The organism is Asprobacillus argus, from assembly GCF_032248395.1.
Classification (GTDB): Bacteria; Bacteroidota; Bacteroidia; order Flavobacteriales; family Flavobacteriaceae; genus Polaribacter; species Polaribacter argus.
The window spans coordinates 519,270-541,346 of record NZ_JAVTTO010000001.1 but is presented as its reverse complement, the minus strand read 5'-3'; the positions used below and the strand labels follow the sequence as shown (position 1 = coordinate 541,346).

Genomic DNA, 22,077 nt, shown 5'->3' with positions numbered 1-22,077 from the left:
CTTAGATGCGTCAAAATTAACTCTTTTCGACTAGCGGTAAAAACTTTCTTCTAAATTTTATGACTAGAGGAATCCCTCTAGCCGTAATCCAGAGAATAAAGGTGTACCAAATACCATGTAGCGCCAAGTTAAGCCGATCAAATAAAATTAAAGAGGGAATAAAAATAATGAAGGTAGAAAAGAGTAGTACATTTCGTAAAAAAGCGGTGAGTCCCATACCTTTAAACATCCCATCAAAAATAAATGTAATAGCACATAAAGGTTGCATAATGAGAATAATCCAAAAGACTTCATAAAATCGATCTAGCACGGCTTGATCCTGAATAAAGACTTCACCAATCCAATAATAACAAGCGAAACCAACAATGGCCAATCCAACCCCAGTTAAAAAACCATAACGGATTAAACGATTACCTAGGGTAACTAAAGTACCATACTCCTTTGCACCTAATAACCTTCCAGACAAAATATTACCAGCACTCGAATAACCATCAATAAAGAATGCGCCAAAGAACCATAGCTGAATCCCAATACCATATGCAGCAAGGGTATCGGTGCCATAATTGGTAGCACTGTATACAGCAAAGATGAGTGCGGCGTTTAAAGCAACTGTTCTTAAGAATAAATCGAAGACCATTTTAACCAACCTAGGTATTTCTTTGTTAAAAGGAAATACAAGTTGTAAGCGTATGGATGTCTTTTTAACCAATAGTAGGGCTGCGACAAAAGCCATGATCATTTGCGAAAGGACACTGGCATAGGCAGCACCTTCAATATTCATAGCAGGAATCCAACCTTCTATTCCGTAGACTAATACCCAATCAAAAATAACATTCAAAACAGCTCCTAACGTGGCAATAATCATAGGGTAGTAGGTGTTTTGTAGACCTCTAAAAGTACCAAAGACAGCAAACACAAACAAGGTAAAAGGGAGGCCGAAGATTCGGATTTCATAATAGTCAATGGAGTACGCTAATATTTGATGCTCTGCTCCATAAATACGAAATATATACTCTGCAAAAGGATAGGTAATAGTAATGATAGCCACACTTATGGTCACCACAATTAGAATAGCTTGTGCGGGCAAAGATTTAACTTCTTCTAACTTATTAGCTCCTAAATATTGTGAGATGATAGATGAAATAGCGCTTCTAAACTGCGCGAATACCCAAATAAGCATAGAAAGAAAGGATCCAACAATAGCGACAGCTCCTAGACTTTCTTTTCCATGAAAATCAATGTTACCAATAATTGCGGTATCAGTAATAGATATCAGTGGTTCTGCAATTCCGGCAATTAGAGCAGGAATGGCGAGCTTGTTAATTCTCTTAAAGCTAATATCTGTTTTCAAGGAAAAAAAATGAAACACAAAGGTAAGGATATCAGGATTCTTTCGGATAAAACTACATTTAAAAAAAATGTACCTTTGTAACGTTCTAACTTTTACGTTGACACATAATTAATTATCATTATGAAACATATTTTAGTCCCTATAGGATCTACAGAAAATGCATCTAACACATTACAATATGCTATTGATCTAGCGTCAGAAATAGATGCAAAAGTTTTTGTTTTTAGAGCGTACAGAGTCATCTCTAAAGCAGGTACCATTATCAATGTAAATGAGATTATTGAAAGAGAAACAAACTTATACTTAAGGTCTATTATTAATGTAGTGAATACTAAAAGTGTTGAAGTAAAAATGATTTCTGCCAATGGAGATGTTATTGACAGCATTAATAAAGTAGATAAAGAATTAGGTATTGATCTTATTGTAGTTGGCCCTAAAAGTAATTCTGTGAAAGAAGAGGTATTTTTAGGAAGCACTTCGGGAAGTATTGTTAAGTACTCGAAAATCCCTGTGCTGGTTGTGCCAAACGGCGCAACATTTAGCCCATTCAAAACGGCTTTAACGGCGTTTAAATCTGGAGTAATCACTAAGGAAGATGCACTGCATCCTTTGGAAATGATTGCTAGCAAATTTAACACAGAGGTAGACCTATTATTGGTAAAAACTCCGGCAACCACGGAGGAGGACCTTTTATTAGATGCTAAATTGAGTAAAATTCAACAAAGTTTAACGATTACTGAAAAAGACACCACTTTTGCTGGAGTATTAGAGTATTTTGAATCAAATACTACAGATATGCTATGTGTATTTAGGAGAAAAAGAGGCTTCTTTAAAAAATTATGGGAGTCAAATACGATTTTAAAATCTGAATTTTACTGCGATATCCCGCTCTTGGTGTTGAGTGGTTTAAGTGGAGATCAATAGTCTTAAAACAATAACTCCTTAGGTTCTTTAAAGGAATGTTCAGTACTATATATTTTTAATAGAAGCTGTTCTATCTGTTGCATAAAATGATCAAGTCTTTCTTGCGAAATAGTAGGATCTTTCTTTCCCCAGGCTTCAGAAAAATTCACCTCTAATAAACCACCTTTTAAATTTTTGAACGATAATATGCCAGCGATAATTGGTGTATTAAAATTGAAGTCAGAAGTGTTCTGCGCGTATAAAAAAGTATATAGGAGAAGCTGAATAGCCTTGCTGTATTTGTAATCCTCTACATCTTCTACACCTCCAAGTTTTAATCCAGCCAGTTTTACAATACCTGTTTTGTAATCAATAACTCTAATAACTCCATTTAATTCGTCCACTCTATCCACAATTCCTTTAATCTTTATAGGAAAGTCTATTCCTTTTACAGAAATAGTAGCTTCCAAATGTTCTTCTGTAGCGATTATTTTTAGCGAATTGTGCGTTACCACTTCTAATTCTTTTTTCAAGAAACGTTCTATAAACCTATGAGCGACTTCAAAGATCAACCTGTTCTTGCCAGTGGTAACATCGCCGCTCTTAAAATGTTTCTTGAAATTCTTTGTAATGAGATCAGGAGATGCTTGGACCATATTTCCTATATGTTCTTCTTTAATAAAATGACCAATGAAAGGGGTATATAATTCATCGAGAACATCATGAATAACACTCCCCAATGTGTTTGCAGCAACCGTCTCTTCAATCTCTTCAAGTTCCTTTAAACGTAATATTTTCTGCTTGTAAAACGCAATAGGATTGTACAGATAGTTGGTTAGGGCAGAAGGAGAAATGCCTTTTTGAGCGAGCTCTTTTAATTTTTGAGAGATATCTGAATCTTTAGAAATTTCGGTGAGCACTGCTTTTTCTGTTTTCACCTTTGCGCTTACTCTTTTGTGAATAATGTCACCCCTCATCATTTCTAGCTGCATTAAGAAACGACTTTTCTCTCCACTACCGTAAGAATCATTCTCTGTGTTATATAATATGTACACATTTTTTGCGCGTTGAAGCAGCCTGAAGAAGTGATATGAAAAAATAGCATCTTTTTCCTTATAGGTAGGGATTCCAAAATAAACTTTCACATCAAAAGGAATGAAAGAATGACTGTTTGAGTTTGAAGGCAAACTACCTTCATTCACGGATGTTATGATCACATTTTCGAAATCTAGAACCCTTGTTTCTAACATTCCCATAAGTTGCAACCCTCGCAGAGGCTCTCCTTGAAAGAACAAGTTTTCCGAAGAGATGATTTGTTTGAAAAACTGAAACAACGTCCGTAGCTCTTTAAAATATTGATGCTCGGCTTGTAGCATCTTTAATTGCGTAAAAGCTTGATGGAAGCGATATAAATATTCTTTTTCTAATGCTGATATATCGTCCTTTAAATCATGAATAATTGTCAGTACTTTATTGATAAAGTCAGAAACAGATTCAACAGAAGAAAAAATAGTTTGAATTGTTTGGGTTTGTTTGTTTTCACTCGAACCAAAAATTAATATAACCTCGTCGGCTGTCAAAAAAGAAGCATTCTTTTGAAGAATATGTTCGGAAATTTTCTCAGTAGCTTTTTTTTCAGATGCTAAATAGGTGGAAAGTGAGGCATTTTTTATAATCGCTAAGATATCTTTATAGTAAAAAGCATTTTCTTCCTTTTTATGTAGTCTTTCCTGTGATAAAAACAAATGAAAAACAGCATGAATCAATTGCACGGTTGGAATATTCTTTAGCGGATACCCCATGGTAATATTAATATCTAATACTTTTTTTGGTAAGGATGAAAGTGCTACAGGTAATAAAGTTTCATCCCCTAGAACAAGCGCAGTACTGTCATAGTTTGTAAAACCATTGAGAATTTCTCCAACCTGCTTTATTTGTGTAATATTTTTGGAAGCGCCTATAACCTGTATGTTCTTTTGAGAGTTAAAAGAATTTCCAATCGTTTTTAATTCATTTTTCTGATAGTAGTTCCATTGGGTCTTATATTTTCTTATGAAGGATCCTGCTTGATGATTTGAGTTTAAGAACTGATCATCAATATCCCAGTAAATAGATGCATTTCCCCCTTCTAATACTTTTTGAATTAGATGCTCTTCTGCCTTGTTCAAAGCATTGAACCCAATAAAAATATGTTTCTTGCGATTATTCTTTTCTAAATAATCATCAATACGCGTCGTAGCTTCTCTATAGATCAACCCTTGGTATCCTAACTTATTCTCCACTAAGTGTGTATACAATTTTGGGTAGAGAAGATGTAGTTTTTCTAAAAAAGACTGATGGTTTTTAACTAGTTCAGTTTCTTTGAATTCTCCCTTTACAGACCATTTTTTTAGTCGTTGAATATCTCTGACATATATAAAAAGATCATGTGTGTTTATCAAATATTGATCAATCTCATTAAAATCTTGCAAAACGGTAATGGCCCATGAAGTGAAGGCATCAAATGAAACAGGATCAGAAACTACATTTTTGTAAATTTTATAAAAATCAAATAACAACGGAAGTGTTTCTATTTTTCTTAATTTAGAGACTCTTTCCAAAAACTGTTCAATGGTTAAAAGCTCTGGTAAAAACCCTTGTGGAATTACTTTTCTTAAGGCTTGCTTGACATATACACCTGCTCTTTGTGAAGGCAAAATAAGAACGACATTATTAAAAGACTCCGTAGTCTTTAAAATGTCTTCTATTGTTTCGGTGATAAATGTTTGCATAGATGGACTAAAAATAGAAGGAACAATTTACAAAATAGGTAAGATTAATTTTTATAATATTGTTTAAAAAACAAGATCATGCAAAATAGCTTAAAAGTTGCCGGAATTCAAACTAAGCTTGCTTGGGAAGATGCCTCTATTAATAGAGCACATTTTACGGAGCTTATGCAACATCTAGATGTCGACCTTGTGGTATTACCAGAGATGTTTAGCACTGGGTTTACCATGGATCCAATAGAAGTAGCTGAAGAAATGAATGGTGAAACGGTAAGTTGGATGAAAGAATCTGCTATGTCGAATAATTTTGCACTCATGGGAAGTGTAGTGATCAAAGAAAACAATCAGTACTACAATAGACTTATTTTTGCCCACCCCGACGGAGCAATAAATACGTACGATAAGAAACATTTATTTACGTTAGCAGGAGAAGATGAAGCTTATAAGGCCGGCACAAAAAAGTTGATTGTAAACTATAAAGGATGGAAAATATGCCCTTTTGTCTGTTACGACCTTCGCTTTCCGGTATGGGCAAGGAATGTTGAAAATTATGACCTTTTGGTGTATGTTGCAAATTGGCCATCTCCTAGAATACATGCCTGGAACACACTTTTACAAGCAAGAGCCATTGAGAACATGTCGTATTGTGTTGGGGTCAATAGGGTTGGTGTTGACGTTAATGGCTATGAATATTCAGGACATTCAGCAGCATACGATTTTTTAGGAGAAGCGACGTTTAAAACAACACCGAATAAAGAAGAAATCTTCGTAGTTGTACTTGATAAAGATGCGCAGAATAAAACAAGGCAAAGACTTAATTTCTTAAATGATAAAGGAGCGTTTACGATTGAGTGATGTGTTTCTTTACTGATACCTCTGTCTCAGAAAGAGCTTCATTAATGTCCTTATCTTTTAGGTGAATTGGCTGATGTGTTTCTACAGTAATCTTATTAAACAATCCTAAAGGGAAGCTCCCATACTTAAAAACTTTCCAAGAATTATTTATAGAAATTGGGACAATATAGGCTTCAGGGTTATGCCTAATCATCATTTTTAACCCATTAACAGAAAAGGATTTTGGTTTACCATCTCGGCTTCGTGTTCCTTCAGGAAAAATAACAGCGGACCAGGTGTTTTTTTTCAGCCTTTTGGCAAAATCTGCTAATATCAGTAGTGCTTTTTTGGGATCTTTCCTATCTATAAGCGCACCACCTCCGTATTTTAGATTAAAAGATACACTAGGAATTCCTTTGCCGAGCTCTATTTTAGATACAAATTTCGGGTGATGTTTTCGTAACCACCATATCATTGGTGGGATATCGAAGAGACTTTGATGGTTTGCAGCGAATATAATCGTTGCATTTTTAGGGATTTCATAATGCTTTTTAAACTTCACGGTATTTCCAAGCAGTAAAAGAGATCTCACTAAACATAGGTTCATAAGATCTACAACAAACTTATGTGTCCTGTATCCTATTTTTAATCCAATCCATTGCAATGGATGGAATAGTAATAAGATCAAGAAAAAAACAAGACCAAATATAGGGGAGAGTAAATAGCTTAGAATTTTCATTGAAAATCACTAAATATTGGATTTAATTAAACCAGTTTGTCCAAGGGATTCTTAACAAGATTATAATTAATGCAAGTCCATAAAATATCATGAATGTTTTGAACTTTGCTGTATCCTCTGTTTTCTTTTTGTGTTTAGACCAACCGATAGTAATCAATGCAATGGCAATAATCATCATTAATGGGTGTTCTAAAGCCAATAACCTACTAGTACTGTCCTTCATAACCTCACTACCATTTGTTGTTAAAGCTTTATACCAAGGACTCATAAAATACCAGCCTAAGCCAATCAATAATTGAATATGAGAAACGATCAATGTAAAAAGCCCAATTCTTAGATCTTTATCTGTAAAGTTGCGTTTGTTTCTAAAACCTGTAATGGCATTGAAAACCGCATATATTAAAATAATTAAAACTATATAAGCCCAATAAGAGTGGATATCTTTCATCATGGTTGTTGAATTTAAGTATTGTAAAAGTACAAATTTTAGGCATAAAAAAACCACCTCAATTGAGGTGGTTTTTATAATTTAGAATGAAATTCTTAGAAGTTATATCTTAAAGATATGTTCCAAGTTCTACCTAAACCAAAGTATCCTTGGTTTGCAGTATCAATTCCTTGGTAAGAAACTCCATCAGCATTAGAATCTCCAGCAACGATATTCGTTCTTAAATCTGATAAGTAGATTTTGTGGAATACGTTGTTAATGTTGAATCTTACGTTTACTGTATTGTTTTTCTCTTTACCTACAAACATTCTGTATGAAGCTCCGAAATCTCCGATTCCATAAGAAGGTAACTCTAGGTTTGTTTTAACAGCACCTACGTTAGCGAATAATCTATCGTAGTGACGGTAGTCAAAGTCAAAAGAGAAATTTTTATTTAATCTATAGTCAAGTCCAAAACCAAGCGTAGTTTGAGCAGCATCACCAACTTCTCCACCATCAAAATCTGTAGTAGTTGTACTAATTACGTTTTGATCTTCATCCGTAATTCTTGTAATACCTGAACCTTTGAATTTCCAATCACCTAAAGAAGTAAATCCTTTTAAAGTAAGATTTTTCATTAATCTGTAGTTGAAATCAACCTCTATACCAGAGTGTAATTGCTCTACACCTTGATTTGTAGTTAATTGTACAATTCCACCTACTACTCTAGAAGAAGTTACAACTCTGTCTTTCCATGAAGTTCTGTATACGTTTACGTTTACAGCTAACTTCTCACCTTTATATGCATATCCAGCTTCAAGACCTGTGATCTTTTCATTTTCTGTTGCTGGGTTTACGTAATTTGAGAAGTTTAAGTAAATGTTATCGTGATAAGGTTGACGAGAATAGTATCCTGCATTTACATATGCTGTACTCGTTTCGCTAAATGTATAGCTACCACCACCTTTTACGTTAAATCCAAAGTTAGATACTTTTTCAGAGTTAACACCGTCTGTAGTACCTGCTGGTAATGGAGTGCCAGAACTTTGTGTAGATGTACCTGCGATTAAAGAAGCATCAGCATACTGGTACTTGTCAAATCTTTGGTGCCATTGGTTAGAAATCGCTCCTTGGAAGAATAAAGAAAGATCATCTTTAGCATACTCTAATTGTGTAAACAATCCAGTATAAGAGATTCTCTCATCGTTACTATATGCGATTTTTTGATCTTCTGGAATATCCGCCCAAGTTGCTGTATATGGATCTGCATTCCAGCTATTTGTAGCGATAACTCTTTTATACGTTCCAAAACTTCCGATATAAGAACCATGACCAGGACTGTTAGGGTCTCTTAATCTGATGTTCTCTTGCCATGAAGTTAATCCGTGGAAGTTCTCTACAACTCTAAAGTGTTCTCCGTAGTACGTTCTTAAATCAACTCCAACATTAAATGATAAGTTATCACTTAACTGCTTGTTAAAGTTAGATACTACACCATACCAACTATGTAAGTTCATAGAAGCTCTAGTAACATAAGATTGGTTTCCGAAATATACACCAGCTCCTCCAGGAATCGCTGCATTTTGAGCATAAATTGCATCATAATCGATACGTCCTTCAGAAGTTCTGATTCGGTTACCACGGTTACCCGTTCCACCACCACGTCCCCATGATGCATAAAGTACAGTAGATAAATTAGTGTCTTCGTCTATTTCGTAATCCCAGTTTAAGTTAGCAACTGGCTTGTGATAGAAGTTTCTTCTTTCTGTCATGTACTGACCTTGGTAAGTACCCCAGTTGTCATTGTATTGTCTTCCGTATTGTAAATAACTACTAATGTTCTTAGAAAAGTTTTGATCGTGCCATTGTGGAGCACCAGTGATCAAAAAGTTGAAGTTATGTCTTTCGTTTGGTTGGTATCCAAAAGAAACAAAATACGTTTGACCTTGTCCTTTGTTACCTTCGTTATAACCATCTCCTTGCCATGTAGATAACATTACACTTGTACCAAATCCTTTTTCAGATTTACCTGTACTGTAAGAAAAAGTAGTTCTAAAGTAATTGTTGTTGGCAGTTTGTACAGATGCGTATCCTTTTTCAAATTTATCAGTAGCTCTAGTTACAAAATTTACAGTACCTCCAACAGAAGATATTGCAAGCTTAGAAGCTCCTAGACCTCTTTGAATTTGAATTGCCGAAGCAACATCATTAATCCCAGACCAGTTAGACCAGTACATTTTACCATCTTCCATACCGTTAATTGGCTGACCATTTAACATGTATGCAGTATTGTCTTGACCAAAACCACGAACATTAATTCTTGAATCTCCGAATCCTCCAGATTGACCTGCAACATATACAGAAGGAGTATTTACAAGAGTCATTGTAACATCCTGTGTTCCAATTTTTGCCTGAATTTCAGCGGCTTTAATAGTGTTTACAGCTACAGGAGTTTTTCTCCCTCCAGCTAAATCGATTACCCCTTTACCTACTAAAACTACTTCTTCTAAAAGATTTCCTCCTTCTTTTAGTTGAATCGTTCCAAGGTCTCCAGCAGAAGTAAATGCTACTTCAACACTTTCGTAACCGATAAAAGATACTATAAGAGTACCTGAAGTTGTTTTTGAATCTAACATGAACTTTCCGTCGAAGTCAGTTGATGTTCCGTTTGTTGTACCTTTCACTACAACAGTCGCGCCAGGTAATGGTTCGTTAGTCTCGTCTACAACCGTACCTGTAAGTTTAGTTTGTCCTAAAACCGTAGCCGAAATAAATAGTACTGCTACTAGTAATAAGTTTTTAAAATTCTTCATTGTTAAATTTTAATGTTATTAAATGCACTGCAAAAGTCCTTCTTTTTAGAGCGCCCAATGTTAATTTAATGTTAAGGTTTAACAAAAAATTAAGACTTTTAAATCTATAAATAATTGTAAATATATAGTGTTAATAGGCTATATAGATATTAACCGAGTTGTTAACAAAATTTGAAGAGACTGTTAAAGTATACTAATTTAAAATATTAAGCGTTGTTTAAAAGCTTCTTGGCTAATTCTTTTCCAAGCTCTACACCAAACTGGTCATAACTGTAAATATTCCAAATAACGCCCTGAACAAATATCTTATGTTCGTACATAGATACCAACTTGCCTAAGGATTTTGGTGTTAAATTATTGAAAATGATTGAGTTACTAGGTTTGTTGCCTTCGAATACTTTATAAGGCATCAAGGTTGCAATATCATTAACATTCCCAGATGTTTTTAATTCTAAATGAACTTCTTCTAGCGTTTTTCCAAAAGCGAGAGCATCCATTTGAGCATTAAAATTTGCCATTAGTTTTTTATGATGATCAGATAATCCATGCAAAGATTGTTGATATCCTATAAAATCTGCAGGAATTAATTTTGTGCCTTGATGCACTAATTGCATGAATGCATGCTGCATATTTGTACCTGTACTACCCCAAACAATAGTCCCCGTTTGATAATCTACAACCTCACCGTTTCTATCGACACTTTTACCATTACTTTCCATAATAGCCTGTTGCAAATAAGGAGCTAGTTTAGTTAAATATTGTGTATAGGGTAATATGGCCTCGGTTTCTGCTTTAAAGAAGTTGTTATACCAAATACTTAAAAGCGCTAATATTACTGGAACGTTTTTGTCGAAGGATTCATTTTTAAAATGAAGGTCCATTTCTTCTGCACCATCCAGAAGTTCTCTAAAATTGTTAAATCCAACAGATAAACTAATTGACAACCCTACAGCAGACCATAAAGAGAATCGCCCGCCAACCCAATTCCACATTGGGAATACATTATTGCCATCGATACCAAATTCTGAAATAGCATCTAAATTTGTTGAAACCGCAACAAAGTGTTTTGCGATATCAAATTGTGACGCGGATTTCAAAAACCAGTTTTTGATAGTATTAGCATTGGTAAGTGTTTCTTGAGTTGTAAACGTTTTAGATACAATTACAAATAAAGTGGTTTCTGGGTCTAGTTTTTTTATAACCTCAGAAACATGATCTCCATCAATATTAGAAACAAAGTGCGTATTTAGTTGGTTCTTGTAAAATTGTAAAGCTTCTACGATCATATCCGGACCCAGATCTGAGCCTCCAATACCAATATTTACGATATCAGTAATGGATTTCCCTGTATATCCTTTCCATTTACCTGAAATTACCTCATTGGAAAAAGATTTGATCTTTCTAAGTGTTCTTGCTATTTCTGGACGAATATCTTTTTTCCCAACTTTAAGCGGTTCTTTAGAGCTACTTCTTAAAGCAGTATGTAATACAGCTCTCTTTTCTGTTTCATTAATCGCTTCGCCAGAAAAGTATTTTTCAATAGCATCTTTTAATGCTACTTCATCTGCCAATTGAACCAACAGGTCCATAGTTTCCTGATCAATTCTATTTTTAGAATAATCAAGAGTTAAATCACCCTGCTCAATAGTGAATCTCTTTTTTCTATTAGCATCATTTTCAAAGGCTTTTTTAATAGAGAAAGATGCGAAACCTTGGTAATGGTCAGAAAGGTTCTTCCAAGCTTGTGTTTTGGTTGGGTTGATATTCTTTAAGGACATGAGGGTCTAATTTTGGACTATAAATTGAGAAGGTTCTACATTAAAAGTAATTGCATCTAACTGCTCTTTTAACGGACCTATAAATTTTAAATAGCTTGGTATTAAGCTCTTTTTAAGAGGTTTAGCTGAGGGGAGTTTTTGTTTAAAAGGATCTACTTGTCTTCCGTATTTCCAGAATCGATAACAAACGTGAGGTCCTGCCGTACTACCAGTCATTCCTACCCAACCAATAATATCTCCTTGTTTTACGTATTGCCCTCTACGAACATTTCGCTTCTTCATATGAAGGTATTGGGTAGAATAAGTATTATTGTGCTTGATCTTTACATAATGACCATTTCCTCTTCTTCTATAAGCTGATTCTGTTACGGTTCCACTTGCCGTAGCCATAATGGGAGTGCCTACAGCCGCCGCAAAATCAGTTCCTTTATGAGGTTTTATTCTATTTCCGTAATAAGCAATTCTTCTTTTCAGATTATACCGAGAAGAGACACGATACCTAAACTTTATGGGAGATCTTAAAAACTGACTTCGTAACATATTACCAGCTTCATCATAATATTCTGGAATACCTTTTATAGAGTCCGGAATGAATCGATAGGCGTATAAATCTCTTTTATTATGATTAAAAACAGCCGCTTTAACCCTTCCCTAACCTACAAAGACTGTGTCATCAATAAATTTCTCTTCATAAATAAACTTGAAAGTATCACCTCGTTGTAGTTTATAAAAATCTAATGTCCAGGCATAAATATCCGCGATAGCGTATGTTAGATTTGGGTTCAAATGAAGGCTATCCATTGATTGAGAAAGAGAGGAATAAATTTTACCCGCTATTTCTTTCTCTACAATTTTAATGGGTTTTCTATACTTATAGGCCGTTATTGTCGAATCAGCAAAATCCACTACTGTAGCAGTAGATTTTGAATCTTTATAAATAAATACTTGCGCTTTCTCAGTAGAATCTTTTTTGGCCAAGATCAGATAGGGTTTTCCAGCTCTAACTCTTCTGACATCAAAAGTGTCTTTAATAGATCTTGCAATCTTGTTTATTTTTGGGTAGAAAACATGGTGTCTGTCCAAAATGATTCCGAAACTCTCACCGTTTTTTATCGTATCCTTGATAACTTTATAATCATTCAACTTATAGCCAAATTCATAAATGTCTTTAGGTTTCGTGATTTTCGTTTCAACAGAAAGTTCTTTTTTATCATCTTCTTTACAAGACCATAAAAAAACGGAAACCATAAAAAAAAGCACTAACTTTTTCAAAGAAAGAATATTTGTAGTTTTAATATGGGGGTAAAAATACAACTTAATCGACTATAATCTTAAAAGAATTTGCAAGCCCCTTATAACCTTCCAAATCGGCTCGCAAAGATCCAACTGCCAAAGAGGCTTTCAGTTTTATTGGGATTTTATTTTTATCGGCCGTTACCCAAATGGTAACACTTTCATTTTCTTTAAATACTCTTCCAGCCTGAACCAATGGTTTAAAAACATACGTTTCTATTTTTCCAAATTTGGTACGAAGCTTCTTGCGGCCCAGATACTTTAATTGGAATGGGAAGGTCTCACCATCGAAGAACATATCAATCTTAATACTATCACCTGTCTTTAAAGTATCTACTTTCTGATTTCTCAAATAATAAAAAGAAGAGATCATATCCTGCACATCTGCAATTGTGAAGTATTTCGTAGTGTCCCTTTTATGATCGACCACTTTAGCTTTTTTGGTATCATAATCAAATTTCGTATCCCTTTTGATGGTATATCCTCCTTCGTTTACATCTCTTTTAAATAAATAAGGCTTTACTTTTTCGGTATCAAAATAGGATTCATACACGTCTTTCACCTTAAAGAACCAACTAATCATTCCTGATGTCCAACCTGTACCTTTGGCATGAAATACTTTTTTCCCTTCAAAATCTTCTTCTTTTACTTCCAGAATAGCCGTACCAGCTCTTAAAAACCCGCTATAACTCATTTTATAGCGTAACCATTCACCACTTTTAAAGGCTTTTTGGGTCGTTTTTTCTTGGCCGTTTGCGGCCAGGGTAGTAATAACTAGTAGGAGTAAAATTAGATTTCTTTTCATAAATGTCAAACTTATAAAAAATGAATGACAAAACGTATTCCAAAAATTAAAAAAGCTAGTAAAAATAGGTGATTACTAGCTTTTTTAACGTTTATTTAAAAGGTTCCCCAATTTTCAAGTTCCTCTTTACTCCACAAATAGGGATAAAATATCCGCCTTTGGTATTTTGGGTGTAAGTATTTTCTCCAACTGCTTCCCCCTGTTGCCTCTAACTCTTTGTCTTCTCCGCCTAGATATTTCCCAGCCGCATTGTAGTGTGCTAGAACCCATTTTACGTTTACTGTATGATCATAATGACGCATGGCTTTTATCAATTCAGGATCTTCCTGTACCTCTTTTGGGAGTTGCTTGAACTTCTTAGAAAGATTAGATTCGTTATAATCTTCCATGAAATCAATAAAATCTCCCATGTATTTCTTATCAAATAGTTTGATCAAGATAGATTTCTCGCCGGTAGTATGATTCACACCAGCGGCTTGCCAGTACAAGTGATCGTAAGCATTCTTAAATGAAGAATTCCTATCGATAGTATCTCTATATCGAGCATCAATCAAGTTAATCAGCTCGGTTGAAGCGAACTCAATTTTTCTGTATTGAGCACTTTGAAAACCACTTGCCGGTGTCAAGGTATTCCTGAATTTTAAGTATTGTTCTCTCTCCATTCCATCCGCCATTACTGTGAATGAACTTGAGAGCATATCAAAATACCTACTTATGCGCATTAAATGCATGGCGAATTTCTCTGCAGAAACTGTGGTGGGTTTCGCCACTTGATCAATCTCCCAAAGAATCATTTTGAATAACAACTCATTCACCTGATGATACATTATAAAGACCATTTCATCTGGCTGATTTGTTCTTGGAGTTTGTAAACCTAACAAGGCATCTGTTTGAATGTAATCCCAATAGGTAATGGGAGTGCTCCAAAGCAAACCCTCTAGCATTGAATCTAAAGGAACCCCCAGTTTCTCATATTTCTCCTCTATGGCTTTTAATATTTCGTCCTTACCCATTATAACGTTCCTCTTTTCGCTTGTTCTCTTTCTATAGATTCGAATAAGGCTTTAAAATTACCAGCCCCAAAACCTCTAGCTCCCATTCTTTGAATAATTTCGAAAAATAAGGTAGGTCTGTCTTCAACAGGTTTTGTAAATATTTGTAGTAAATACCCTTCTTCATCCGCATCTACTAAAATTGATAATTTTTGAAGTTCCTTAATATCTTCCTTCATAATATCCATATGTACACCTAGGCGCCTAGGAATATCATCATAGTATGCTTGTGGAGGAGGAGGTAAAAACTCAACACCTCTTGCCTTTAACTGAGCAACGGTTCCTACAATATCATCAGTAGTCACAGCAAGATGTTGAACACCTTCGCCTTCATAAAAATCTAAATACTCCTCAATTTGAGATTTTTTAGCGGCTTTTGCAGGTTCATTGATTGGGAACTTAATGCGTCCATTTCCATTACTCATTACTTTACTCATTAAGGCCGAGTATTCCGTATGGATTTGCTTATCATCGAAAGAAAGGAAATTCACGAACCCCATCACATCTTCGTACCATTTCACCCATTTATTCATCTGATTCCAACCAACATTACCTACCATATGATCAATATATTTTAAACCAACTGAAGTAGGGTTATAGTCAGATTTCCATTCTTCAAAACCAGGTAAAAATGATCCATTGTAGTTTTTACGTTCTACGAACATATGAACGGTTTCTCCATAAGTATAAATTCCTGCTCTTACAACCTCACCATGTTCATCTTTTTCAACAACCGGCTCCATATAGGATTTTGCCCCTCGTTTGGTGGTTTCTTCATAAGCACTTCTCGCATCATCTACCCACAATGCGATTACTTTAACCCCATCTCCATGTTTAACGATATGATCATTTATTGGTGATTTGCTATTTAACGGAGTAGTTAGTACTAATCGAATCTTATCTTGTTTTAGTACATAGCTTACAGAATCTTTTGATCCTGTTTCTAATCCCTTATATGCATAGGATTGAAATCCAAATGCTGTTTTGTAAAAATGTGCAGACTGTTTTGCGTTTCCTACATAGAATTCTACGTAATCCGTACCAAGTAGGGGAAGGAAGTCTTCTGCTCCTTCAAATATTTTTTCTAGACCGTAGTCTACTGATTTTATTTCTTTACTCATGATAATTAGCTTATTTGATAATTAGCAGGTTAGCGAATGAATTGCTCATAGCTAATTGTTGCAATTGATTAATTACGTTTAGAACTGCTAATGATTTTATTTAATATTTTAATAATTATATTTAGTTTGTCAATTAATTGATTAGGATTTGGGTAAGAATCTAAATTCTCACATAAAAACAACCAGTATTCTGTTTCGTCAGCTTCTTTTACATTAGCTCCTATGGATGTTCCAGATCTAATAATTTGCTTAGCAAGAACATATTTTCTTTTTTCTTCCAGTGATTCAGAATATTTTATAATTAAAAGAGAAAACTCGAAAGTCTCTTTTAAGATTGGGTTATTCTGATATTTTTCGCTTTTAGAAAAAATCATTGATTCATTTTCTAATGTTCGAATTAACTAATTGTATTACTCTAGCCAAGACTTATGATAATCCTCATCTGCAATCTTCATAGCTTCTTCGGTAACCTTTAGAGGTTTGAAAGTATCTACCATAACGGCTAACTCTTCTGTAACGGTTTCGCCGATACTTCTCTCTGTGGCACCCGGGTGAGGACCATGTGGAATCCCAGCAGGATGCAATGAAATATGCCCAGCATCGATATCATTTCTGCTCATAAAATCACCATCGACATAATAAAGCACTTCATCAGAATCTATATTACTATGGTTATATGGCGCAGGGATGGCATCTGGATGATAGTCGTACAGGCGAGGTACAAAACTACAAATCACAAAGGCATCGGTTTCAAAAGTTTGATGCACCGGTGGTGGCTGATGTACTCTTCCTGTAATAGGCTCAAAATCATGAATTGAAAAAGCGTACGGATAATTGTAGCCATCATAACCCACCACGTCAAAAGGATGTGAAGCGTATACCATTTCTATAATTTCATCTTGCTTTTTAATTTTCATCAAAAAATCCCCTTTCTCGTTATGCGTTTCTAATTCTTGTGGTTGGCGAATATCTCGCTCACAGAATGGAGCGTGTTCTAGTAATTGTCCAAACCAATTTCTATATCTTTTAGGCGTATATACAGGGCGATACGATTCGACAATAAATAATCGATTGTCTTCCGAATCAAAATCTAGCTTATAGATCATTCCGCGTGGAATCACCAAGTAATCACCATATTTAAAATCCAAATTTCCTAAATGAGTGCGTAGCTTCCCAGTACCTTTATGCACAAAGATTACTTCGTCTGCATCTGTATTCTTATAAAAATAGTCTTTGGTCGATTGCTTTGGAGCTGCTAGAATAATGTTGCAATCCGAATTTGTTAATACGATTTTTCTACTATCTAAATAGTCATTTTCTGAAGGCACTTGAAACCCTCTAAAGCGATAAGATTGTATATTATTTGCTTTGGCTACTTTAGGTGCAACCGAGTATTGTTTTTTGATTTCTTTGACCATAGTTGGTCTATGCTCATGGTAAGAATTTGTAGACATTCCATCGAAACCAATGGTTCCGAATAATTGTTCATAGTATAAACTACCATCAGCTTTTCTAAATTGAGTATGTCTTTTGGGAGGAATTTTCCCGAGTTTATGATAAAAAGGCATAATATATAATGTAAAAATGAATTAGTGAATGTATGTAACAATGTGTGATCATCGATACACTTTTTTTACGGTTCAATAGTTACATTACTTAACTACTCAGGATTCCTTTTGATGAGGTTTTTTAATAAAATTAACAACTCTAACCAATACATAATCAAGCGTTTTAAGAGTGACGCTCTACAAATATAATTAAAAGTACTTAGGATATTAACTCTCGGGAGCTAATTCTACTTCTAATCCGTCTAATTCTGGTGTAATAGGAATTTGACACCCTAATCGACTGTTGTCTTCTACATAGAAAGCTTCAGCCAACATTAAGTCCTCATCTGGACTCATTTCTGGGAGTGTATGATCTGACTTTACATAACATTGACAAGAGGCACACATGGCCATTCCGCCACATACACCAATGGTTCCTTCTTCAGCCAATTCATACGAGCGTACTACTTCCATCAAGTTCATTGCCATATCTGTTGGTGCCTGAATTTCATGTACTACACCTTCTCTATCAGTAATTTTTAGGGTTACGTCGGGATTCATTTAAATAAAATATCCTGTATTTAATAGTTTATATAAAGGTGTGCAGAGAACTACTATTGCCATAATAGTTAATAGTATTTTGGTAAAAATAGATGCTGATGTTTTTACAGGAATATACTCGAGAGTATCATTTACTGATTTTTCCTGTAACAAAATATCTTTAGATTGATAAAAAGGGTTTTCGCTAAAATCATTTAATATTGATTTCTTACCAGTAGATATTTTTTTTCCATACAGTAACAAAAAAGCAATCATTACAAAAGAAATGATTCCAAATAATATCAGATCTAAGAGATCAAATGTATGCCACCAACCCCATCTCTCAGGGAATGTTCGTAATGCAGTCATAATCTTTGTTTTCTTATAAAGTTAAGAAATATTACTCAATTTTTTTCACCACTGCTTTTGGGGCTTCCTTTTTAGTCCCGTCAAATCCTTCAACACCTCCCACAGTTGTGTATTTCATCACATATTTTTTGTCAGGATGAATAATCTTATATGCGCTCTGACACATTAAAGTAGCTTCGTGGAATCCACATAAGATCAACTTTAGTTTACCAGGATAGGTATTTACATCTCCAATGGCAAAAATACCAGGGATATTGGTTTGATAGTCTAATGTATTATCTACTTTAATTGCATTTTTTTCAATCTCTAAACCCCAGTTGGCAATTGGGCCTAACTTTGGAGAGAGCCCGAATAATGGAATAAAATGATCCGTTTCTAGTATAAAGGCATCTTCCCCATTTTGAACAATAGAAACCCCCGTTACTTTATCATCCCCTTCAATACCTTTTACTTCGGCAGGAGTTATCAAATTGATCTTTCCAGCATCTTTTAATTCTTGCACTTTATCCACAGAATCTAAAGCCCCTCTAAACTCATTTCGTCTATGCACCAAGGTAACGCTTGAAGCTACATCAGTTAAGAAAATAGACCAATCCAAAGCGGAATCTCCACCTCCGGCGATCACTACTTTTTTATCACGGTATACTTCTGGGTCTCGAATAATGTACTCAACACCTTTATCTTCAAAATCTCCAATATTTGGGATAGGAGGTTTTCTAGGTTCAAAACTGCCCAATCCTCCAGCAATAGCAACTATTGGAGCATGGTGTTTTGTGCCTTTGTTAGTGGTTACAATAAACGAACCGTCTTCTTGTTTGTCAATGGTTTCAGCTCTTTCTCCCAACGTAAACCCAGGTTGAAATTGCTTGCATTGTTCTAAAAGATTATCCGTTAACTGACCCGCCAGAATTTCTGGAAAGCCAGGAATATCGTAGATCGGTTTTTTGGGATATATTTCTGAGCATTGTCCTCCTGGTTGAGGCAATGCATCAATTAAGTGGCATTTTAATTTTAATAAACCCGCTTCGAAAACTGTAAATAAGCCTGTAGGCCCCGCGCCAATTATTAAAATATCTGTTTTAATCATCCTTTAAAAATCAGGTAAATGTAAAAGTTGTTTGGATTGTAAATACTGACTTTTATCAGTTAATCAATATTAATAACTTGTTGTATATGAGGTGCGTATTTTTTAATAGTAGCCTCCACACCATTTTTTAAGGTCATTTGATTGACAGAACAGCCAATGCAATTACCTTCTAACTGAACTTTCACAATAGCATCCTCTATAGACAATAATTTAATATTCCCTCCATCGCTTATTAAGAATGGGCGAATTTCTTCAAGGGCTTTTTCTACATTATTTTGTGTTTCCTGATGTGTCATGACTTACTTTTTTACTGCGCTACATCCACTCATCGTTGTAATTCTAACAACTTCTGTAGGTGGCAAGTTAGCATTTCTTTTTAATAGTTGAGAAACCATTTCTTTAGTAATATTAGAAAAAGCTTCTTCTAAAGGAGTATTTTCTTGTAAAGCCACAGGGTGTCCAACATCTCCCGACTCTCGAATACTTTGTACCAATGGAATCTCTCCTAAAAATTGAGTATCAATATCTTCGGCTAAATGCTTTGCACCATCTTTACCAAAAATATAATACTTATTATCTGGCAACTCTTCCGGTGTGAAATATGCCATATTTTCTATAATCCCTAACACAGGGACCTTAATGCTATCTTGTTGGAACATAGCCACACCTTTTTTGGCATCAGCTAGCGCTATATTTTGAGGTGTACTTACAACCATCGCACCATTAATGGGAAGGGCCTGTACAATAGATAAATGCACATCTCCTGTCCCTGGAGGTAGGTCGATTAATAGAAAATCTAACTCACCCCAATCTGCATCAAAGATCAATTGATTTAGAGCTTTAGAAGCCATGGGCCCCCTCCAGATCACTGCCTGATTTGGATTCGTAAAGAATCCTAATGACAATAATTTAACCCCATAATTTTCAACGGGCTTCATTTTGGAGCGACCATCTACATTTACAGATAAGGGTCTTTCTTTTTCTACATCAAACATTAAATGCATGGATGGGCCATATACATCGGCATCTAAAACACCTACGCTGAATCCCATTTTTGCTAAGGTGATAGCTGTATTTGCGGTAATGGTCGATTTACCAACGCCTCCTTTTCCTGAAGCAACCGCAATGATATTCTTAATATTAGGAATTTCCTTACCTCTAATTAAGTTCTCTTCTTGTTTTGGTTTTGCAACTGTCTTTACATTCACTTTTACATCGATCTTTTGATCTACATGTTGATGAATGGCTTTCATGATCTCTACCTCAACTTTTTTTCTTGCTTGTAATGTAGGGTTACTAATAGTAACATCTACTATCACTTCATCTCCAAAAGTAACAACATTCGTTACGTTTTTATTTTCGATTAGACTTTTCCCCTCACCTGGAGCTGTAATGGTTTCTAATGCGTTATATATATCTTGCTTTTTAAAAGGCATGCTTTTTATAAAATGTCAGGTCGAGCGCAGTCGAGACCTCTTTTAATATTGTCCAATCTCTCGACTGCGCTCGAGAGGACAAAAATGAATTTTACATAAATTCATTCTAAATTGCAAAGATAGTGCTTACACTTTAGATAATAAAGGGAGTGTATTCCAATTATTTATAAATCAATCAAGGAATTTTATGAGAGTTCTTTCGTTGGATTCCAAAAGATTTCTTCGAAGTTTTGAATCTGATTATTTTCGACAACAACACCCTCACTTTCGAGTAATTGTTGCATTAAGTTCGTGCCATCAAAATGATGTTTTCCTGTCAGGAGTCCTTTTCTGTTAACAACTCTATGTGCTGGTACATCTTCATGTTTTCCAGAACTGTTCATGGCCCAACCAACCATTCTAGCGGAACGGGCGGCTCCTAAGTATTTAGCAATTTCACCATAACTGGTAACTCTTCCGTACGGAATTAAACGAGCTACACCGTATACTCGTTCAAAAAAATTATCTGATTCTTTCACATTGTGAAAGTACAAAAACCTAGGAATATTTTATCCTGAATTTTATATAGGTAATAGGCTTATCTTTTTCAAGATATTGTTTTTCGTAGAAGGTTTGGGTTTGTGTCACTTCTTCAGGAGATGACTTTAATTTGTACACATCGTGACTAGCATGCATAACCTCATGACCTTCTCCATGCAGTAACCCTAAAGTATAGCCATGCATGAATTCACTATCTGTCTTTAAGTTCATAATACCATCTTCTTTTAGAATATGATGATATTTTTTCAAGAACTCACTATTGGTCATTCTATGCTTCGTTCGCTTATACTTTATTTGTGGATCTGGGAAGGTAATCCAGATCTCTGACACTTCGTTTTTAGCAAAAATATATTCGATCAACTCTATTTGAGTTCGAATAAAAGCAACATTATCCAAGTTTTCTTCAAGGGCCGTTTTAGCACCTCGCCAAAAACGAGCGCCTTTAATATCTATACCAATAAAATTCTTATTAGGATTTTTTCTAGCTAGAGCAACTGTATACTCGCCTTTACCACAACCTAGCTCTAAAACAATAGGATTATTGTTCTTAAAAAAAGAATGCCATTTGCCCTTGTGCGAGAAATCATTAATAACTTCTTCTCTTGTAGGCTGAATGACATTGGAAAACGTTTCATTTTCTTTGAAACGTTTTAACTTGTTTTTACTTCCCAAAG

22 protein-coding genes are annotated in these 22,077 nt (G+C 34.9%); 2 read left to right on the top strand and 20 right to left on the bottom strand.

Annotation, left to right across the window (positions count from 1 at the left end):
• Positions 1 to 16: 16 nt before the first annotated feature.
• A complete protein-coding gene (locus RQM59_RS02415) occupies positions 17 to 1,351 on the bottom strand; it encodes an MATE family efflux transporter (protein WP_349240464.1) in 1,335 nt (444 codons plus the stop codon).
• Positions 1,352 to 1,471: 120 nt separating this feature from the next.
• Between RQM59_RS02415 and RQM59_RS02410 the strand changes: the two genes are divergently transcribed.
• Entirely contained in the window at positions 1,472 to 2,275 is an 804-nt protein-coding gene (locus tag RQM59_RS02410) for a universal stress protein (protein ID WP_349240463.1), read from the top strand.
• 2 nt (positions 2,276 to 2,277) lie between these two features.
• Here the strand turns inward: RQM59_RS02410 and RQM59_RS02405 are convergent, their stop codons facing one another.
• On the bottom strand, positions 2,278 to 5,025 hold the full coding sequence (locus tag RQM59_RS02405; protein ID WP_349240462.1) for a PD-(D/E)XK nuclease family protein: 2,748 nt from the start codon (positions 5,023 to 5,025) through the stop codon (positions 2,278 to 2,280).
• A gap of 78 nt (positions 5,026 to 5,103) precedes the next feature.
• On the opposite strand from RQM59_RS02405, the gene RQM59_RS02400 reads away from it, so the two are divergent.
• On the top strand, positions 5,104 to 5,877 hold the full coding sequence (locus tag RQM59_RS02400; RefSeq protein ID WP_349240461.1) for an amidohydrolase: 774 nt from the start codon (positions 5,104 to 5,106) through the stop codon (positions 5,875 to 5,877).
• Here the strand turns inward: RQM59_RS02400 and RQM59_RS02395 are convergent.
• The 18 genes from RQM59_RS02395 to trmB form a co-directional block, all read right to left on the bottom strand.
• A complete protein-coding gene (locus RQM59_RS02395; protein ID WP_349240460.1) occupies positions 5,864 to 6,595 on the bottom strand; it encodes a lysophospholipid acyltransferase family protein in 732 nt (243 codons plus the stop codon). The genes RQM59_RS02400 and RQM59_RS02395 overlap by 14 nt on opposite strands.
• Before the next feature lie 22 nt (positions 6,596 to 6,617).
• Entirely contained in the window at positions 6,618 to 7,043 is a 426-nt protein-coding gene (locus RQM59_RS02390) for a hypothetical protein (RefSeq protein WP_349240785.1), read from the bottom strand.
• Positions 7,044 to 7,138: 95 nt separating this feature from the next.
• A complete protein-coding gene (locus RQM59_RS02385) occupies positions 7,139 to 9,835 on the bottom strand; it encodes a TonB-dependent receptor (RefSeq protein WP_349240459.1) in 2,697 nt (898 codons plus the stop codon).
• A gap of 206 nt (positions 9,836 to 10,041) precedes the next feature.
• Positions 10,042 to 11,613, bottom strand: coding sequence for a glucose-6-phosphate isomerase (gene pgi, locus RQM59_RS02380; RefSeq protein ID WP_349240458.1), 1,572 nt, complete (start codon positions 11,611 to 11,613; stop codon positions 10,042 to 10,044).
• 6 nt (positions 11,614 to 11,619) lie between these two features.
• The gene (locus tag RQM59_RS02375; protein WP_349240457.1) at positions 11,620 to 12,153 is read right to left on the bottom strand and encodes a M23 family metallopeptidase; all 534 of its coding nucleotides are present in this window, start codon (positions 12,151 to 12,153) and stop codon (positions 11,620 to 11,622) included.
• A 111-nt stretch (positions 12,154 to 12,264) separates the two neighbouring features.
• Positions 12,265 to 12,885, bottom strand: coding sequence for a hypothetical protein (locus tag RQM59_RS02370; protein ID WP_349240456.1), 621 nt, complete (start codon positions 12,883 to 12,885; stop codon positions 12,265 to 12,267).
• A gap of 43 nt (positions 12,886 to 12,928) precedes the next feature.
• On the bottom strand, positions 12,929 to 13,711 hold the full coding sequence (locus RQM59_RS02365) for a DUF3108 domain-containing protein (protein WP_349240455.1): 783 nt from the start codon (positions 13,709 to 13,711) through the stop codon (positions 12,929 to 12,931).
• A 95-nt stretch (positions 13,712 to 13,806) separates the two neighbouring features.
• Positions 13,807 to 14,724: a tryptophan 2,3-dioxygenase family protein gene (locus tag RQM59_RS02360; RefSeq protein ID WP_349240454.1), complete on the bottom strand. Its 918-nt coding sequence runs from the start codon at positions 14,722 to 14,724 to the stop codon at positions 13,807 to 13,809.
• Positions 14,724 to 15,884 (bottom strand): 4-hydroxyphenylpyruvate dioxygenase, encoded by a 1,161-nt coding sequence (hppD, locus tag RQM59_RS02355; RefSeq protein WP_349240453.1) that lies wholly within the window; start codon positions 15,882 to 15,884, stop codon positions 14,724 to 14,726. Before hppD ends, RQM59_RS02360 begins: the two co-directional genes overlap by 1 nt.
• Before the next feature lie 68 nt (positions 15,885 to 15,952).
• A complete protein-coding gene (locus tag RQM59_RS02350; protein ID WP_349240452.1) occupies positions 15,953 to 16,258 on the bottom strand; it encodes a four helix bundle protein in 306 nt (101 codons plus the stop codon).
• Positions 16,259 to 16,294: 36 nt separating this feature from the next.
• Positions 16,295 to 17,452 (bottom strand): homogentisate 1,2-dioxygenase, encoded by a 1,158-nt coding sequence (locus tag RQM59_RS02345; RefSeq protein WP_349240451.1) that lies wholly within the window; start codon positions 17,450 to 17,452, stop codon positions 16,295 to 16,297.
• A gap of 207 nt (positions 17,453 to 17,659) precedes the next feature.
• The gene (locus tag RQM59_RS02340; RefSeq protein WP_349240450.1) at positions 17,660 to 17,992 is read right to left on the bottom strand and encodes a 2Fe-2S iron-sulfur cluster-binding protein; all 333 of its coding nucleotides are present in this window, start codon (positions 17,990 to 17,992) and stop codon (positions 17,660 to 17,662) included.
• Positions 17,993 to 18,340 carry a hypothetical protein gene (locus RQM59_RS02335; protein ID WP_349240449.1) on the bottom strand — a complete coding sequence of 116 codons (348 nt, stop codon included), beginning with the start codon at positions 18,338 to 18,340 and terminating at the stop codon, positions 17,993 to 17,995.
• A 31-nt stretch (positions 18,341 to 18,371) separates the two neighbouring features.
• A complete protein-coding gene (locus tag RQM59_RS02330) occupies positions 18,372 to 19,427 on the bottom strand; it encodes an NAD(P)/FAD-dependent oxidoreductase (protein ID WP_349240448.1) in 1,056 nt (351 codons plus the stop codon).
• A gap of 59 nt (positions 19,428 to 19,486) precedes the next feature.
• Positions 19,487 to 19,723 carry a NifU family protein gene (locus RQM59_RS02325; protein WP_349240447.1) on the bottom strand — a complete coding sequence of 79 codons (237 nt, stop codon included), beginning with the start codon at positions 19,721 to 19,723 and terminating at the stop codon, positions 19,487 to 19,489.
• 3 nt (positions 19,724 to 19,726) lie between these two features.
• A complete protein-coding gene (locus tag RQM59_RS02320) occupies positions 19,727 to 20,863 on the bottom strand; it encodes an Mrp/NBP35 family ATP-binding protein (protein WP_349240446.1) in 1,137 nt (378 codons plus the stop codon).
• 185 nt (positions 20,864 to 21,048) lie between these two features.
• Positions 21,049 to 21,381, bottom strand: a complete 333-nt coding sequence (locus RQM59_RS02315; RefSeq protein ID WP_349240445.1) for an MGMT family protein — start codon at positions 21,379 to 21,381, stop codon at positions 21,049 to 21,051.
• A 19-nt stretch (positions 21,382 to 21,400) separates the two neighbouring features.
• Complete coding sequence (gene trmB, locus RQM59_RS02310) at positions 21,401 to 22,075, bottom strand: tRNA (guanosine(46)-N7)-methyltransferase TrmB (protein ID WP_349240444.1); 675 nt, start codon at positions 22,073 to 22,075, stop codon at positions 21,401 to 21,403.
• Between the last annotated feature and the right edge of the window lie 2 nt (positions 22,076 to 22,077).